This is a genomic window from Chthoniobacter sp., from assembly GCF_040003245.1.
Classification (GTDB): Bacteria; Verrucomicrobiota; Verrucomicrobiia; order Chthoniobacterales; family Chthoniobacteraceae; genus Chthoniobacter.
Genome location: NZ_JBDUCX010000154.1, coordinates 1 through 15,813, shown reverse-complemented (window position 1 = coordinate 15,813; position 15,813 = coordinate 1). Strand labels below are relative to the sequence as shown.

Here is a 15,813-nt window from a genome sequence, read left to right as displayed (position 1 = left end):
CCGCGTGCCCGTCGCCCGCCTCGCCGCCGCCCAGGCCGCGATCGAGGAAAAGCGCGCCGCGAAGAAGAAGTAACAGCCGCTGTAGCGGCGGGCTAGGACCGTCGCCATTCTCAAATCACCAAAGCCGCCCCGGGAAACTGGGGCGGCTTTTTGATTCCGCCGCACTTGACGGACTACGCCAATGGCGTAGTCTCTCCCATGTGGTCTTTGAAGAAACGCCCACTTTCACCAAGCGCGTCATCGCGCTGCTCGATGACGAAAGCTACGCTGATCTACAGTTCCATCTCGTCCAGAATCCCGCGGCGGGCGACCTCATTCAACACTCGGGCGGATTCCGCAAGATTCGCTGGGCGGCGAAAGGGCGTGGCAAGCGAGGTGGCGTACGGATCATCTATTATTGGTGGAATGCGGACGACATCATCTCGATGGTTCTGATCTATCCAAAGAACGAACAAGACGACCTTACGCCCGCTCAACTAAAGACTCTGAAAAAGCTCCTCGAAGACTGACCGATGAAAAAAGAACTGCTTCAAGAATTACTCCAAAGCGTGAACGAGATGAAGACCATTCGTGGGGGACGGGCGAAGCCTTCGCGGGTTTTCAAAGTTGAAGATTCGACCGATGTGAGTCGGGTGCGCAGTCAATTGGGTCTTTCGCAGCAAAAGTTCGCCCAGTTGCTCGGCATCAGCGAGAAGACACTTCAAAACTGGGAGCAAGGCCGTCGCCGTCCGACAGGGCCGGCCCGGGTGCTTCTGCGGGTAGCGGCACGGCATCCGGAGGCGATTTTGGAAGCCGCCTGATCCTGTGGCGCTTTTCGCGTTGCGGGAGCAGAGCGCCGGGCTTTTTGTCACGGCATGATCATCACCGATCGCATGAGCGCCCGCATGGAAGGGCCGTTTTGTGTTTTCCTCATTGGCATGCGCTTCAACCGGCCTTGGAAAATTCACCAATGGCTGCCCGTGGCTCTCGACATGCCGCGCATGCTCGCCGAACTGGAACGCCAGCCGGAGCTGGGATTTCTCGGCGGGCATAGTTGGTTTGGGCGGACGACCATCATGCTCCAGTACTGGCGTTCCTTTGAGGCGCTCACCAGCTACGCGCGCCGGCCGGATCTGGAACACCTGCCCGCGTGGGGTCGCTTCCGCCAGCGGGTGGGGAAGAGCGGCGACGTGGGCATTTGGCACGAGACCTACCGCATCTCCGAGGGCCAGTACGAAAGTATCTACCACCACATGCCCCCCTTCGGGCTCGGCCAGGTAGGCACGCTCGTGCCCTCCATCGGCCGTCACGAAACGGCGGCGCAACGGATGCAGGCCGATAGCGAGAAAAGCAGTTCTTCCGCTACGGACACCGGATCAGTTTGATCCCTCGGTGAACCTTCTGCTTCGCGTCGATCAGAGCGATTTTAACAGCCATCCATGGCGTGCTGAAAAGGAGCAGCACGCCATGGATGGCAAGTCACTCACGATTCGAGTGTCACGCGCAAAATCCCTCTTCCTTCCAACGCAGCGGAGGAAGAAAACAAGCCCCCTTTCCTCACCCCCTTTCTTTGCGTCCTCTGCGTTCCGCTGGCAGTGAATCGGCCGCTTCCCCTTCGCTTGGATTCAATTTCCCATCGGTGAAGGCGGAGGGGACCCGGGAGACTTGGGTGGAAGAGGTTCCGCCGGAGGTTCGTTAGGAGGAGCCGGTGGTATAGGCGGTGCCGGTGGCTCCGGTTTTGGTGGTTGCGGAGGGCGGGGTGGAGGAGGCGGTGGTGGCGGCGGAGGAGGAGGGGGTGGGGGAGGTGGAGTCGCATCGGCTTGAGGCAGAGAGTCCACAGTCACCCCTGAATGGATGACCGCAGCCTGACAGACTGGAGCCGCGGCGATTGCCAGGCCAAACACGACGGCGGGGAGATGGCGCATCTTCATATCGATGGAATCGCTGCGGAAGGAGGATGTGGCTCTGTTTTCAACCGCCGCGCAATAGTGGTCGGCGGCGGATTTTGGCGAGGCGGTATTGCCGGGGAAGGCTCGCCGCCTTGTGCAATTCTCCCTTGAAAGTGCCCGCGAACGCATGTCGAGTGGACGTTCAACAATGAAAACACCTCTTATCCTTGCCGCCGTGCTGTGTTCCTTTGCCGTGAGTGCCTTCGCCGATGAAAAAACGGCGCAGGAGCGTCTGGATCAAACCTTCAAGAATTTCGATACCAATGGCGATGGCAGCATCAGCCTCGAGGAGTACAAGGCCGGCATGGCCGGCAATATGTCCCCGGCTCGCGTGCCCAAGGTTTTCAAGGAAAAGGATCGCAACGGCGACGGCCAGCTTTCCAAGGAGGAATTGCTCATCGTTCCCCAGGATCAGCAGCCGCAAAAGCCTGCGGCGACGCCGGATAAGAAGAAGAGCAAATAACGGCGTCCGCGCGCCGGGCGCCGGCCTTTGAGCCGGACATCGCGGACCGCAGCAATTCGGTCTTGAAAGCCAGCTTTGTCGTGTGCGAAGTAGTCGCCCCACGATGAAAGCTCCGCTCGCTCTTGCCCTGCTGGTTTGCCTTTTGGGGTCCATCTCCCTGGCCGATGAGGGATCGACGAACAAACGCGCGGAGCAACTGTTCAAGAAACTCGACACGAACGGCGACGGCGGCATCAGCCTGGAAGAATACGGAGCCAGTATGTTCGGCGGTTATGTGTCGCCGAAACAGGTGGCCAAAATCTTCAAGCAGAAGGACCAGGATGGCGATGGCAAGCTCTCGCTGGCGGAGCTGATGGCGGACGGCAAGAAAAAGGACGGCAAGAAGTCGAAGATGAACTAACGGAGGCGGAACGGCGTGTTTGGGGAAGCGCCGGGAAATCGCAGCCTGCTCGCCGCGTGGCAGCAATCCTGCTTGTTGGGCAAGTCCCATGATTCGCACTCTGCACATGGGAATGGTCGTGGCGATTATTTTCGCCAGTTTGGTTACTTCCGGGCACTCGGAGCCGCCCGCATCCGCCGCCCCCGTCACTACCACCGATGAAGTTGCCGCGCTCATTCGCGAGCGCGACCGGCTGCAACTGGAGAACTCCCTGCGCGACGAGAAACTGCGCCAGGAACTCGCCTCCACCCAGGCCGACCTCGCCCGCTTGAAAAGCGAGAGCGACCTGTTGAAGGCGAAAGCCGACCGGATTCTCGCGGAGAAGAAAATCGAGATCGACGCCGCCAAGATCGAGATGGAGGAACTCAGCAGCAGCGCCGCGCTCGAGAATGCCCGCAAGGCCGCGGCCCAGCAGACGCAACTGATCGAGCTGCGCACCAGGCGTGATCGTGCGGAACTCGAGGCCGAGCTCGCCACCGCGGAGCTGACCAAGCGCCAGAATGCTTTCAAGACCACGGAGATCGATTGGAACATGAAAACCGCCGAGTTGCGCGCCAAGCTCGCCCAGCGCGACAAGGAAGAGGAGGCCGACTCCTACGCCGAGGAACGTCCCGTTTACTTGAAAAATCCGGTCACCGCGGATGGCGAACTGGTCCTCACCGACCGGCGCATCGCGCTCAATGGCCTCATCACCGCCGCCACCGCGGATTTCGTCTGCTCGCGCATCGATTACTTCAACAACAAGAACAAGGAGTGGCCGATCTTCATCGTCATCGACGATTCACCCGGCGGCTCCGTGATGGCGGGCAACAAAATCCTCGAGTCCATGGGCAGCAGCACCGCGCCGGTCTATGTGGTGGTGAAATCCTTCGCCGCGAGCATGGCCGCGACCATTGCCACGCTGGCCCCGCGCTCTTATGCCTATCCGAACGCCGTCATCCTGCATCACCAGATTTCCAATGGCATGATGGGCAACCTCACCGAACAGCGCGAAGGCTTGAAGACGCTCGAGCAATGGTGGAAGCGCATGGCCACGCCGATCGCCGCCAAGATGGGCATCAGCCCCGAGGATTTTGTGAAGCAGATGTACGCCCACACCGCCACGGGCGACTGGCAGGAATTCGCCGATGACGCCGTGAAGCTGAAATGGATCGACGTGGTCGTGGGCCGCTGCCGCGAGACCGCCTGGCGCAAGAATCCGGACAGCAGCACGGCCAGCAACGGCCAGCAGGTGGCGACCGCCGATCGCTCCGCCGCTTCCACCGAGAAGGTCGATGCCAAAGGCCACGCCTACATGGTGCTCCCGCATCTCAATCCGGTGGATTGCTACTACCTGCACAATCCGGACGGCTACTACCGGGTGGAATAGCGCGAAGCCAGGGCGAAGGGCAAAAGCGCAGGGCGATGTCATGATCACCGCGTCGCTTGTTTCGACTTTAAAGAAGTTTAATCCATCGCCTTCCGCCCTTCGCCTTTCGCCTTTTTCTCACCCCGCCGCCACCGCCGTCGGCACCATGATCGCGTCCTTCATCCCATGGAGCAGCTTCTTGTCCGCGGGGCAGACGGTGGCCAACCCGCCGCGCAACACGGCCTTGCCGTCGATCACGAAGTAGTAAGGACACAGCCGCACCCGCCCGTGCATCGTCTCGATCTCCCCGGCGGCGTTGAGGAAACGCTGGTCCACCAGCCGCCCCTTGTGAAAGCGCTGGAGGATGTACGGGTGCTGCGGAAACTCGGCCAGTGCCTCGCTGATCGATGTCTCCCATTCGTGCTGCGAGGCATCGGAACCGAGCACCACGCTGCGGCTGCCCCACGCGGTTTCGTGAAAGCCGCTGATCTTCAAGATGAGCTCCCGCTGCTTTTGCGAAAAGTGCTTCACCTCCTCAAACGACTGGATCTCCAGCCCGGGGATCACCGCGTGCTGCGGCAGGATCTGCGGATCGAGAATCCACGTGTAGGGGATGACCTTTTGCAGTTGGAGAAAATGCTGCTCGCTCAACTCGCGCCGCCAGAATTCCCGCAACGGACGCAGCCAGAAAAGCGCAAACCAGAGCTTCTCCTCGAGATACGGTTTGAACGGCGGCGTGATCTGCGCCGTGCCGTCCGCCACGGCCTGCATGATCGCCGGCGCCGTCGGGATATTCGGTAGATCGAAGTGCTCGAAAAAGCGATAGAGCGACGCGCCCTGCGCCGGCACTGCGAATGTCTCCGCATCATGCACTCGCAAGGCGCCATCGCCCGCCACGCGGCTGAGATACTGCATCTCCGGGCGATAGGTTGCCGCTTCCTTCGAGACGAGGATGTCCGCATTGTCGCCTACGATCGCGCGGAAGCCATCCACCATCCCCGTCGCGCCGCCGAGCACATCGTGCGTGCCGAAGCTCGCGTAGGTCGCATTCAGCCACGCCGTGAGCCCGATGCCGCCGGGCACGGTGTCGAGTTCCGCGATGGTGAAGCCGTCCTCCGTCAGCACCAGATCGGGCCGGATCACGCGCGGCAAGTCCGCCCGGAATTGCTTGCGCCGCGAAAACTCCACCAGCTCCGCCGGCTTGCCCCGGTCGAGATAATCCGCGATCCACGCCGGTTGCTTGCCCGAGACGCTGCGCTGGTACAGTTCATTGCAGGCCCGGTTGAAGAGATTGAGCCGGTGCCCGAGCTTGTCCAGTTGCTCGGCCAGCTTCGCATCGATCACGAACGGCTCCGGCGAGAGCAGCCAGTCCTTGTCGGCAAAAAGTCCTTCCGGCGGAAAAGCCGCGCGGATCGCGGCGATGCGGTCGTGCGACGCGTCCATCAAGGAAGATTGAAAGTAGGCTGCAGGCTCATGCGGTTGGTGGACGAGATACGGTCGTGGCGCAGGCGGTAGCTGTAGCCGGGTTCATCGAACCCGGTAAAGGAGTGCGAAGTCAGCCCCAAATGCCAATGAAATATCGCGTGTCCGCAATCGTGACAGCCTCCATTGGCTCTGTTGGCTCCATTGCCGAAAATCGCGTTTTACGCGCCAAATGCACGCTATTTGCCGGTCAAATGAGAATCTTCAGCGCCTGCCGCACGAGATCCTCGGTCGTCACGGTTCGGAAACGACCATAAAGAAAACGTGGTCATCGTGGCCCGTACGAATCGGAAAAACATTCCATATCCGTAGATAGGCAAACAGCGGACTCTCCCAATGTCCGATTCTTGCCGCCCAAAGCATTGGTTTGTAAAATGCCCGGGCGCGATGAACCCGTGCTTTGTCCGTGATCGAGGGAAAGGGGTTGCTTGTCGGGTAGGTCTGCGATGGTTCTTTTGCCTGTTCGGCGTAGTGGAGAAGAGGGCCGCTGCTCAGCACATATAGGAGCGGTAAGGCGAGAAGAAGGCCCGCCAATTGGACGATGAGTTTACCGTTGGGATTCACGTCTTGCCCTTGGTGGCGATCATATCAGAATCTTCAGCGCCTGCCGCACGAGATCCTCGGTCGTCAACGCCGGGCCGCCTTTTTCCTGCGCCTGCTTTACCGCCTTGTGCGCGTCCACTTGCTTGTAGCCCAGCGCGATCAGGCCCAGCACCGCATCCGTGATCTTCGCTTCCTCCGGCGTCGGCGCGTGCGCAGCACTGGCCGCCTCCCACGCCGCCGCGATGCCCACCTTGTCCTTGAGTTCCACGATGATCCGCTCGGCTGTTTTCTTGCCGATCCCCTTGCTCTTGGCGAGCAGCGCCGCATCGCCCGCGACCACCGCGGCCTTGAAATTCCCCACCGTCGTCCCGCTCAACACGTCGAGCGCCGTCTTCGGCCCGATGCCGCTCACGTGCGTCACGAGCAACCGGAAGAGATCGCGCTCCGCATGGCTCATGAAGCCGTAGAGCACGTGCGCGTCTTCGCGAATGGCGAGGTGCGTTAATATCTTGATCGAGGCTCCCACGACGGGGAGCTTGTCGTAACTCGAAAGAGGAATCTGCACATGATACCCCACACCCTGAACATTGACGACGACGTGCGTGGGCAACGCCTCGGCGAGCTTGCCTTCGAGAAAGGTGATCATCGCGCGGAAGATACGGGAGCAGGCGGGAGCGCAAAGAGGAAAGTGTGGCGGGGCGCTTCGCTGGGTTTCTGGTTTCTGGTTTCTGGTTTCTGGTTTTCCGCAGCGAGTGCGGTATCCGCAGTGGAACCAGAAACTTCGCTCACCGCCGCCGAGCCCTGGCGCGTCATCCTCGAGCCAAAGTCCATGCACCGCGAGATCGCCTGGGAAATCCCCGGCGCCCAGCGCACCGTCCTCGCCCCCGTGGTGGTCGACGGGGTTGATTATCTGTTTCCTTCCCGGGCGATCTGGGACCGCTTCCAGGTCGACCGCGCGGAGATCGAGCGGCGCGCCGCCCTCGCTTCCGCCGCCGACCTCGCCACCCTTAAGCCCCGCTACGAGCGGAACAACAAGCAGGTCATCCAGTACGCCGAACTCACCTCCGACCGCCCCATCGTGGCCAGCGCCGTACTCGCGCCGAAGTTCCTCGAAATGTTTCGCGACACCCTCGGCGACAAGGTGCTGCTCGTGGTGCCGAGCCGCTTCACCGCCTATGTTTTCCCGGCGTTGGCCAGCAATTACCAGGACTACTATCCGATGGTGAATGAGGCCATCCACGCCACCGCCTGGCCGATCAGCATCGAGGTCTTCGAGGTCAGTCTGGAAGGGTTGCGCACGGTGGGTGTCTATCAGTCGCCCTGACCGCTCCGGGAGCCCACGGGCAGCCCCGGTAAGATGCCCCTCACCCGCAGCCCCTTTGAAATAATCTTCGCACCGGACCGGTTTCCGCGTTCATTGCCGGCCGCAACCTATGAAGAAAGTCATCCCGGCAGTCATCGTCTTCGTGGCCATCGCCGCGGTGGGGTTCCTGTATTTCAACAAGCGGACAGTGCATCACATCCGGGCCACCGAGCTGGCTCCGGCGGAAACGATCTTCTTCGCCCATTTCCCCGACCTGCGCCGCACCGCCGAGCGCTGGCCGAAGACCGCGCTCGCCCAGATCGGCGCCGAACCCGAGGTCAAAGCCTTTCTCGCCAAGCCCCGCGCCAGCGCCCCGCAGATGAAACTCTGGGACCAGAAGCTCGCCCAGCTCGAGCACGTGGAACCGGGCGAGGCCTTCGTCGCCGTTACCTCCATCGAGGGCAATTCGCCGCGCTTCATCGGCGGCTTTTCCTTCGCCGGACGCAAGGCGGACGTGGATGCCCTGCTCGCCGAGTCGCGCGCCGAGCTGAAGAAAAACTGGCCCGCCGGAAAATCCGATCTCACGATGCAGGGCGGCACCGAAATCGAGACGTTTACTTATCAGGACACGACCATCGGCGAGGCCTTCTGCGAGGACTGGTATTTCGTCTCGAACGACATGGAACTGCTGCGGCACACCGTCGATATCGCCGGTCACGGGCTCGGCCCGCTGGCGCTCGGGGAGAACGATCTTTTCCGCAAGAGCACCGCGCACCTGCCCGCGGATGGCGAGGTGGTGCTTTTCACCCAGGTCGGCTCAATCTCCGACCGGATCATTTCGCTGCTCGTCGCCGCCGGCCAGGCGCCCGATCCGAAGCAAATCGCCGATTGGAAGAAGATCCAGGCCATCGCCGCGGGGACGAAGTTCGAGGATGCCCTCATGCGCGACACGCTTTTCATCCTCAGCCCCGGCAATGCCCCTGAAGCGCCGCTGGCCCAAAACGCCCTCGCCCTGAGTGACGCCAATACCTTTCTCACCTACTCAACCGCGCTGCCCGCGACGATCGACGTCGCAGACACTTCGCTCGGCGTCTTCCGCACCATGGTCCCGGGCTTCCTCGGCTTCGAAAGCGGACTGACTGCGAAGGGCCTCAAGCTGGGCGATTTCGGCAAGGCGTTCGGACCGGAGTTCGGCACCCTCCTCGGTTGGGCGCCGGGCGCACCGCAGCCCTCGACCCTCCTGACGATGGATGTGCGCGACGCAGCGACGGCCAAGGGCTTCGTCGAGGCCTTCACTGGCGGCCTCGCGGGTGCGGCGTGGGGCCGGCAGGAAAAGGACGGCGTCACCCTCTTCCAGAGTCCGCCGGCGGAAGGTCTCATCGCCTTCACGCCGACCATCGCGCTCACCGACCATTTTGCGGTCATCGGCTTCAGCCAGGCGGAGGTGCTTGCCGGCCTCGGACAGCTCGCGAATGGCAAACCAGCCATCGCCTCGTCGCCCGCCTTCGCGCAAGCCGCCAAGTCCGTCGGCACGCCCACTTCCGGTTTCGGCTACATCGACCTGAAAACGCTGGTGGAGCGTTCCTACGGCACCCTGCGGCCGTTCCTCGCCATGACGCTCGCCTTCTCACCCGACTCCGCGAAATACGTCGATGCGGGCAAGTTGCCGGGCACGGAATCGATCAGCAAACACCTCTCGCCGGCGGTTTATTCCCAGTCTGTTTCCGCCGATGGCACCCTGATCGAGTCGGTCGGTCCGCTCACTTTCAATCAAGTGGTCGGCGTGACCGTCGGCGGGGCGATTGTCGCGGCCTTCCCGATGATCGAAAATGCCCTTTCCGGCGGTTTGAAGCTGGATCCGTCTTCGCTGCAACTGTCGCCGCCACCGGTAGTTCCCCCGACAGATCAGCCGCCGCGCACCGAGGCTCCACCCGCGCCACCGGAGCCCGCGCCCCAGCCCGAAAAGCCCGCTCCTCCCCCCGCGCCAGCCCCCCAGCTATAAGCAGAAATTGCGGCTGGACGAAAGATTTCATTCGTGAATTGGACAAGATGTGCTAATCTGGCCTTCCTATGCCTATTCACAAGAAAACCGCTTTCTCCCGTCGGCTTCCTGATCTGGTAACTGAAGAACTGGCCTCTGTTCTTTCCTCGAAAACCACCTTCGAGTTCAAGGATCTCTTCGACGTGGTCCACGAGAATCTTCGGGCCCGCAATGCGGCGAGTGGCGGTGAAGAAATGTTGCGCCTGCGCGCTTACGAGAAGCTGCAGAATCTGGTTGCCCGTGGCATGGTCAAAAAGGAACAGAAGAAGTATAAAGGCATTCCCAAGCAGCTCGCCACGCTCCAGACGACGCCTCCTCCCGCTCCGGCTCCCGCCGCTGCCGTCTGAGTCGTTCACGCAGCCGGGTTGAATCAGGGATATGAAAGAATATCTACCGATTTTCTTGCAGGTAATCGTCGCCATTGGCTTTGCCGCCGGCGCGCTCATCACGAGCGTGATCTTGGGCAAGGCCACCAAGAAGAACGCCACCAAGGACACCGCCTACGAGTGCGGCATGATCGCCTCGCCCGAGGCCCAGCCGCGCTTCAGCGTGAAGTTCTACCTGGTGGCGATGCTCTTCATCCTTTTCGATATCGAGATCGTCTTCATGTATCCGTGGGCGGTCATCTATCGGGATTACATCGCCCATCACGGCGCGGGTATCTTCTGGTCCATGCTCAGTTTCGTCGGTGTCCTCACCGTCGGCTATGTATATGCCATCATGAAGGGCGCGCTCGACTGGAAGCGCTGATCGACCTCATCCTTGGTGCGGCCTCGAGGGCGGAAAATTTTCGCACTCCGTCATAGCCACGCCTCCGTATTTCTGCACAAATCTATTTCGCATGGTTCATCACGTCACGCTCTACAAACTCCAGCCGGAGGTCACCCCGGTCAAGCTGGAGAGCCTCATGATCACGACGCGCATGACGCTGCTCAAGATCTCCGAAATCCTCAGCGTAAAGTGCGGGAAGAACATTGATCCGAAGTCGGAATGGCCTTTCTTCATCGCTCTCGATTTCGAGTCCATGGAGAAGCAGGCCATGGTGCAGGACGAGGCCATCTATATGAAATTCGTGGCCGACGTCATCAAGCCGCACACCGTCGCGGCCCTCTCGCTCAATTACGAGATGGAGCCGGGTAAGGCCGTCAAATACTCCTGAAGTCGCGCCGCGACGAAGGCGATCTCCTCGTCATCGATGGAGAACGGCGGGGTGATACTGAGGACGTTGCTGGCGGGCCCATCGGCCAGCAGCAGCAGGCCGTCCTGGAGCGCCCGCGTGACGATCGCAATGGCCAGGTCGGTGAAGGGCGCGCCGTCCGCCTTGATCAATTCCACGCCGAGCATCAGCCCGCGTCCGCGCACGTTCCAGATGTGCGGTGAGCGCATCTTTTCCAAGGCGCTTTTTAATCGCTGACCACTGGCCTGTACTTGCGCCGCCACTGCCGGCCGGGCGTGCTCGGCCAGCGCCGCCAGCGCCATCGCGCAGCCTAGCGGATTGCCGAGAAAAGTGGTCGTGTGCAGCGCCTCGCCCGATGACGGCGGCCAGGCATCCATGACGTCGGCCCGCCCGACGCACGCCGAAAGCGGGAAACCTCCGGTCAGCGCCTTCCCGAGACACACGATGTCCGGCACCACCTTGCTGTCTTCGCAGGCGAAAAGCGCGCCGGTGCGATTGAACCCCGTGTAAATCTCATCCAGCACCAGCAGCAGGCCATACTCGTCGCACACAGTGCGGAGCATGGGCAGGAATTCCGCGGGAGGCACCACACAGCCGCCCCGCCCCTGGATGGGTTCCACCAGGATGCAGCCGATCGCCCGCCGTTGAATCGTCGCCACGAGCTCCTTGCGCAATCGCAACATGTCCCCGGCCGGGCCGAAAGGGTAGGGGAGCAGCGTCGCGAACTCTTTCAGTTGCGTGCGAAACGGCTCGCGAAAGAAGGGAATGCCCACCGTGCTCAGTGCGCCGAGTCCGAGCCCATGATACGCGCCCGTGAAAGCAATCACTCCCGCGTTGCCCGTGTAGAGCAGCGACGTCTTCAACGCCGCCTCGATCGCGTCCGAGCCCGAGTTTCCCAGCACCACTTTGCCGGGGCCCGCGCCCCAGCGTTCAAAGGTCAGGGCGCTGAGCTGTGCGCACAGTTCCGTCTTCACCGCCGTCGGGTGCACATCGCCCATGGCGTGCAGGAGGTCCGCCGATTGCGCGACCAGCGCTGCTCGCACTTGCGGATTCGTGTGCCCGAGCCCGCTCACCCCGAAGGCCGAGGTGAGATCCAGGTAGCGGTTGCCATCCGCGTCCCACACATTCGTGCCCGCCGCCCGCTGCCAGAAGACGGGAAAGTCCTCCGCCAGGTAGGTCACGTTCTGCGATTCGTGGCGACGCAACTTCCCGGCGAGCTCCCGCGAGCGCGGACCGGGGATGGGAGTGATGATTTCCGGCAGCAAGGCTCAGGCTTTGCCGCGCAAGACGCGCGTGTAAACTTCCTCGTAGCGAGGCACCGCGGTCGACCAGGAAAAGTCACACGCCATCGCGCGCAACCGCAGCTTCTTCCAGCGTTCCGCATCGGTGAAATAGCCGCGCACGCGCATCAGCGCGTCCCAGAATGCCTCCACCGTGAAGTCGTAAAAGAGGAAGCCGTTTCCGCTGCCGTTCGTGGGGTCGTAGTCCTGCACGCTCTCGTACAGTCCGCCCGTTGCGTGGGCGACCGGCAGGGTGCCATACTTCAGCGCATACATGGCGCTCAACCCGCACGGCTCGTACTGCGACGGCATGAGGAAGACATCGCCGCCCGCGTAGATCAGGTGCGCGAGCGTTTCATCCATGCTCTGCCGGTAGGCAAAGCGCTCGGGATGCCGGCGGCTGGCGACCATCAGCTCGCTCTCGAAGGCCGCGTGCCCCTCGCCGAGTATAACGAGGCGTACGTCATCCGCCAGCAGTCGATCGAGGAGGGGAAAGAGCAACTCGATGCCCTTCTGGTGCGTCAGCCGCGTGACCATGACCAGCACCGGTCCCGCCGGCTTGGGCGCCAGCCCCATCTGAGCGAGCAATTCCTCCCGGCACTTCTGTTTCCCCGTGAGAGTTTTCTGCGAATATTTTTTCGGCAGCAACGCGTCCTTGGCCGGATCCCAAATATCGTAGTCCACGCCGTTGAGGATGCCGGTCAGCTTGTGTGCCTGCTCGCGCATCACGACATCGAGCCCCGCGCCGCCTTCCGATGTCGTGATTTCCTTCGCATAGCGCTGGCTCACCGTGGTGATCGCGTCAGCATAAACGATCCCGCCCTTGAGCAGATTGAGGTTTCCGTAAAACTCCACGCCCGAGGCTCCGAAGTAGTGCCCCGGCAGATTCGTCAGCCCGAAATCGAGCCCCCAGAAGCTTCCCTGGTAGGCGAGATTGTGAATCGTCAGCACCGTCTTGAAGGGCAGCTTGCGCTCCTTGACCAGCACCGGCACCAGCCCCACCTGCCAGTCGTGCGCGTGCACGATATCCGGCGGCGGCATGGCCCGGCGCGCCAGCTCCACCACCGCCCGCGAGAAGTAGATGAACCGTTCGGCGTTGTCCGTGTAATCCACGCCGTCCACCCCATAAAGCCCTGTCCGGTCAAAATACTCGTCCTGTTTCACGAGGAAGACCTGCACCCCATTGGGCGCCGTGCATTCGAGGATTTCCGCCGTCAACCGCTTGTAGCCCACCGATACCTCGATCTCCACACCGGTGCTTTGCACATTCAGATCCTGCCGCTCCGGCAGCCCCCGGTAGCAGGGCAGCACCACGCTCACCTCATGGCCTTGGGCCGCCAGGGCTGCGGGGAGCGCTTCCATCACGTCGCCCAGTCCGCCGGTGCGCGCGAGGGGAGCCATTTCGCTCCCGGTAAAAAGAATCTTCATGCCCCCGAGAAATGGCGGAAGCCCCTGCGCGAGGCGAGAAGGATTTGCGCAAAAGCGCCCGGTCTACTCTAGCCCCTCATTTCCATTTTCCATATTCCATTGCCCATCTTCCACTGAGCGCCTTGCTCCCCAGCCCGCCCTCCCCGTCTTCGAGGCGTCCAAATCTCGCTTGTCAACGAACCCTTCATTGTTAGAGTCGGCCACCCTTCCTCTAGGGCCACTCTCTCATCAATGACGCTAGGTAATCTACTCACTGTCGATCAAATCCTCCCGGAAATGAAATCGGCCGAACGATGGAGCGCCATTGTCGAACTCGTCGATTTGCTCGTCGCCCAGAAGCAGGTCAAGCCTGCCGATCGCGACGTCGTCCTCGGCGCCCTGCGCCAGCGCGAAGAGACCATGAGCACCGGCATCGGTTTCGGCATCGCCATCCCCCACGCCTCCTCCGATCGCGTGGACAAGGTGGTCGCCGCTTTCGGCCGTTCCACCACTGGCATCGAGTTCGATTCCCTCGACAACGCTCCGGTGAAATTCATCGTCCTCTTCGTCGTGCCCAAGGACCAGTTCCAGACCCACCTCCGCACCCTCGCCGCGATCGCGAAATTCCTCAACGACCGCTCCGTCCGCGAGCGGCTCGGCACCGCCGTCTCCGCCGGCGAGATCCTAAGCATCTTCGAAAACGACAGCGCCGGAAAAGCCTGAGACGGAAAAGCCTGGGACGGATGGGAACGCCAACGGCGTTCAATCATCCAGCCCAGGGTTGCGAGGAACGAGCTACCCTGGGTAACCACCAAATCCGTCACAACCCTGAAAGGGTTGAAGCACCAAAGGAATGACCATCTCCGCCCTTCTCGAATCCAAACTCCGCGCCGCCACCGCCGGCTTCGGCCCCGTCGAAGCCCGCGTCCAGGCCGCCACCGACGCCCGCTTCGGCGACTACCAGACCAACATCGCGATGGTCCTCGCCGGGCAGCAGCAGCGGCGCGGCAACCCGCGTCAGTTTGCCCAGAAGATCATCGACGCCCTCGACGTCGCCGACCTGTGCGCCCCGCTGGAAATCGCCGGCGCCGGCTTCATCAACTTCCGCCTCAAGCCCGAGTGGCTTGCGCAGCACTTTACCGAGTTTCTCACCGACACCCGCCTGGGCGTCCCACAGCCGGAGCAAGCGAAGACCCTCGTCATCGACTTCAGCTCCCCGAACGTCGCCAAGCCGATGCACGTCGGCCACATCCGCTCCACCTTCCTTGGCGACGCCCTCTCGCGCATCGCCGAATTCATCGGCCACCGCGTCATCCGCGACAACCACATCGGCGACTGGGGCACGCAGTTCGGCATGATCCTCCTCGGCTGGAAGACCGAACTCAACCAGGAAGCCCTCGCCGCCGACCCGCTGTTGGAAATGGAGCGCATCTACAAGCTCATCTCGGCCCGCTGCAAAGCCGACCCCGCCACGCTGGAGACCGCCAAGCAGGAGCTGGTCAAACTCCAGTCCGGCGACGCCGAAAACCTCGACCTCTGGCACGAGATGATCCGCCTTTCCCAGGCGCAATTCGACACCGTCTACCGCCGCCTCGGCGTGCGCTTCGACGTGGCCCTCGGCGAAAGCTTCTACAACCCGCAGCTCAAGGACCTCGTGGCGCAATTGCGCGAGCGCGGCATCGCCCGTGAGAGCGAGGGCGCGTGGTGCGTCTTCAGCGATAAAAGCGGCAAGCCCGAGGACGACCCTTTCCTCATTAAGGAAAAGGACGGCTGGCACGACAAACCCGCGCTCGTCCAGAAGAGCGACGGCGCGTCCAACTACACCACCACCGACCTCGCCACGATCGAGTACCGCCTCAAGACCTGGTCACCCACCGAGATCGTCTACGTCACCGACGGCCGCCAGCAGCTCCACTTCCGCCAGCTCTTCGCCATCTTCCGCCGCTGGCACTCCGACCTCGCCGCCACCGTGCGCCTCGCCCACGTCTGGTTCGGCGCCGTCCTCGGCGACGACGGCAAACCCTTCAAGACCCGCAGCGGCGACACCGTCAAGCTCGTGGACCTTCTCGACGAAGCCGAAGAGCGCGCCTTCGCCCTCGTCACGGAAAAGAACCCCGAGTCCCCCGAAGCCGACCGCCGCGAAATCGCCCGTGTCGTCGGCCTTGGCGCCGTCAAGTACGCCGACCTCCTGCCCAACCGCCAGAGCGACTACGTCTTCGCCTGGGAAAAGATGCTCAGCTTCCAAGGCAACACCGCCCCGTATCTGCAATACAGCTACGTCCGCATCCGCTCCATCTTCCGCAAAGCCGAAGAGCAGGGGATCGCGACCGGCGAAAAGGCCGAAGTCCTCCTCGCCGAGCCCGCCGAACAAGTCCTCGCCAAAAAGCTCCTGCAATTCGGCG

The 15,813-nt window shown here is 62.2% G+C and carries 17 protein-coding genes; 13 read left to right on the top strand and 4 right to left on the bottom strand.

From position 1 onward, the window contains the following. Window positions 1-200 precede the first annotated feature (200 nt). The 6 genes from ABJF10_RS19735 (at window position 201) to ABJF10_RS19710 (ending at window position 4,199) form a co-directional block, all read left to right on the top strand. On the top strand, window positions 201-509 hold the full coding sequence (locus ABJF10_RS19735; protein ID WP_348546325.1) for a type II toxin-antitoxin system RelE/ParE family toxin: 309 nt from the start codon (window positions 201-203) through the stop codon (window positions 507-509). 3 nt (window positions 510-512) lie between these two features. Next, window positions 513-800, top strand: coding sequence for a helix-turn-helix domain-containing protein (locus ABJF10_RS19730; protein ID WP_348546324.1), 288 nt, complete (start codon window positions 513-515; stop codon window positions 798-800). 54 nt (window positions 801-854) lie between these two features. Further along, window positions 855-1,364, top strand: a complete 510-nt coding sequence (locus ABJF10_RS19725) for a DUF4188 domain-containing protein (RefSeq protein WP_348546323.1) — start codon at window positions 855-857, stop codon at window positions 1,362-1,364. Window positions 1,365-2,076: 712 nt separating this feature from the next. Further along, entirely contained in the window at window positions 2,077-2,391 is a 315-nt protein-coding gene (locus ABJF10_RS19720) for an EF-hand domain-containing protein (RefSeq protein WP_348546322.1), read from the top strand. A gap of 103 nt (window positions 2,392-2,494) precedes the next feature. Continuing rightward, window positions 2,495-2,791 (top strand): EF-hand domain-containing protein, encoded by a 297-nt coding sequence (locus ABJF10_RS19715; protein ID WP_348546321.1) that lies wholly within the window; start codon window positions 2,495-2,497, stop codon window positions 2,789-2,791. Window positions 2,792-2,879: 88 nt separating this feature from the next. Beyond that, window positions 2,880-4,199, top strand: coding sequence for an ATP-dependent Clp protease proteolytic subunit (locus ABJF10_RS19710; RefSeq protein WP_348546320.1), 1,320 nt, complete (start codon window positions 2,880-2,882; stop codon window positions 4,197-4,199). Window positions 4,200-4,316: 117 nt separating this feature from the next. Here the strand turns inward: ABJF10_RS19710 and ABJF10_RS19705 are convergent, their stop codons facing one another. Together ABJF10_RS19705 and ruvA are read right to left on the bottom strand one after the other, a co-directional pair. After that, on the bottom strand, window positions 4,317-5,621 hold the full coding sequence (locus ABJF10_RS19705; RefSeq protein ID WP_348546319.1) for a hypothetical protein: 1,305 nt from the start codon (window positions 5,619-5,621) through the stop codon (window positions 4,317-4,319). Window positions 5,622-6,243: 622 nt separating this feature from the next. Next, window positions 6,244-6,849 carry a Holliday junction branch migration protein RuvA gene (ruvA, locus tag ABJF10_RS19700; protein WP_348546318.1) on the bottom strand — a complete coding sequence of 202 codons (606 nt, stop codon included), beginning with the start codon at window positions 6,847-6,849 and terminating at the stop codon, window positions 6,244-6,246. A 120-nt stretch (window positions 6,850-6,969) separates the two neighbouring features. Between ruvA and ABJF10_RS19695 the strand changes: the two genes are divergently transcribed. From ABJF10_RS19695 to ABJF10_RS19675, 5 genes are all read left to right on the top strand, one after another. After that, window positions 6,970-7,527 carry a hypothetical protein gene (locus tag ABJF10_RS19695; RefSeq protein ID WP_348546317.1) on the top strand — a complete coding sequence of 186 codons (558 nt, stop codon included), beginning with the start codon at window positions 6,970-6,972 and terminating at the stop codon, window positions 7,525-7,527. Between the two features lie 109 nt (window positions 7,528-7,636). After that, window positions 7,637-9,508, top strand: coding sequence for a hypothetical protein (locus ABJF10_RS19690; protein ID WP_348546316.1), 1,872 nt, complete (start codon window positions 7,637-7,639; stop codon window positions 9,506-9,508). A 68-nt stretch (window positions 9,509-9,576) separates the two neighbouring features. Next, window positions 9,577-9,894 (top strand): hypothetical protein, encoded by a 318-nt coding sequence (locus ABJF10_RS19685; protein WP_348546315.1) that lies wholly within the window; start codon window positions 9,577-9,579, stop codon window positions 9,892-9,894. A gap of 31 nt (window positions 9,895-9,925) precedes the next feature. Beyond that, window positions 9,926-10,297 carry an NADH-quinone oxidoreductase subunit A gene (locus tag ABJF10_RS19680; RefSeq protein ID WP_348546314.1) on the top strand — a complete coding sequence of 124 codons (372 nt, stop codon included), beginning with the start codon at window positions 9,926-9,928 and terminating at the stop codon, window positions 10,295-10,297. 91 nt (window positions 10,298-10,388) lie between these two features. Continuing rightward, complete coding sequence (locus ABJF10_RS19675) at window positions 10,389-10,706, top strand: Dabb family protein (protein ID WP_348546313.1); 318 nt, start codon at window positions 10,389-10,391, stop codon at window positions 10,704-10,706. On the opposite strand, the gene ABJF10_RS19670 is transcribed toward ABJF10_RS19675, so the two are convergent. Both ABJF10_RS19670 and glgA read right to left on the bottom strand, forming a co-directional pair. Then, window positions 10,667-11,989, bottom strand: coding sequence for an aspartate aminotransferase family protein (locus tag ABJF10_RS19670; protein ID WP_348546312.1), 1,323 nt, complete (start codon window positions 11,987-11,989; stop codon window positions 10,667-10,669). The genes ABJF10_RS19675 and ABJF10_RS19670 overlap by 40 nt on opposite strands. Window positions 11,990-11,992: 3 nt before the next feature. After that, window positions 11,993-13,432, bottom strand: coding sequence for a glycogen synthase GlgA (glgA, locus tag ABJF10_RS19665; protein WP_348546311.1), 1,440 nt, complete (start codon window positions 13,430-13,432; stop codon window positions 11,993-11,995). Window positions 13,433-13,663: 231 nt separating this feature from the next. Between glgA and ABJF10_RS19660 the strand changes: the two genes are divergently transcribed. Both ABJF10_RS19660 and argS read left to right on the top strand, forming a co-directional pair. After that, window positions 13,664-14,134: a PTS sugar transporter subunit IIA gene (locus tag ABJF10_RS19660; RefSeq protein WP_348546310.1), complete on the top strand. Its 471-nt coding sequence runs from the start codon at window positions 13,664-13,666 to the stop codon at window positions 14,132-14,134. A gap of 130 nt (window positions 14,135-14,264) precedes the next feature. After that, on the top strand, window positions 14,265-15,813 hold a 1,549-nt coding region (gene argS / locus ABJF10_RS19655), incomplete at its 3' end, for an arginine--tRNA ligase (RefSeq protein ID WP_348546309.1).

Bases quoted from the DNA above. Each gene is read 5' to 3' on its own strand.
- ABJF10_RS19730 (WP_348546324.1), top strand. From the start codon at position 513: ATGAAAAAAGAACTGCTTCAAGAATTACTCCAAAGCGTGAACGAGATG.
- ABJF10_RS19725 (WP_348546323.1), top strand. From the start codon at position 855: ATGATCATCACCGATCGCATGAGCGCCCGCATGGAAGGGCCGTTTTGT.
- ABJF10_RS19720 (WP_348546322.1), top strand. From the start codon at position 2,077: ATGAAAACACCTCTTATCCTTGCCGCCGTGCTGTGTTCCTTTGCCGTG.
- ABJF10_RS19715 (WP_348546321.1), top strand. From the start codon at position 2,495: ATGAAAGCTCCGCTCGCTCTTGCCCTGCTGGTTTGCCTTTTGGGGTCC.
- ABJF10_RS19710 (WP_348546320.1), top strand. From the start codon at position 2,880: ATGATTCGCACTCTGCACATGGGAATGGTCGTGGCGATTATTTTCGCC.
- ABJF10_RS19705 (WP_348546319.1), bottom strand. From the start codon at position 5,621: ATGGACGCGTCGCACGACCGCATCGCCGCGATCCGCGCGGCTTTTCCG.
- ruvA (WP_348546318.1), bottom strand. From the start codon at position 6,849: ATGATCACCTTTCTCGAAGGCAAGCTCGCCGAGGCGTTGCCCACGCAC.
- ABJF10_RS19690 (WP_348546316.1), top strand. From the start codon at position 7,637: ATGAAGAAAGTCATCCCGGCAGTCATCGTCTTCGTGGCCATCGCCGCG.
- ABJF10_RS19685 (WP_348546315.1), top strand. From the start codon at position 9,577: ATGCCTATTCACAAGAAAACCGCTTTCTCCCGTCGGCTTCCTGATCTG.
- ABJF10_RS19680 (WP_348546314.1), top strand. From the start codon at position 9,926: ATGAAAGAATATCTACCGATTTTCTTGCAGGTAATCGTCGCCATTGGC.
- ABJF10_RS19675 (WP_348546313.1), top strand. From the start codon at position 10,389: ATGGTTCATCACGTCACGCTCTACAAACTCCAGCCGGAGGTCACCCCG.
- glgA (WP_348546311.1), bottom strand. From the start codon at position 13,432: ATGAAGATTCTTTTTACCGGGAGCGAAATGGCTCCCCTCGCGCGCACC.
- ABJF10_RS19660 (WP_348546310.1), top strand. From the start codon at position 13,664: ATGACGCTAGGTAATCTACTCACTGTCGATCAAATCCTCCCGGAAATG.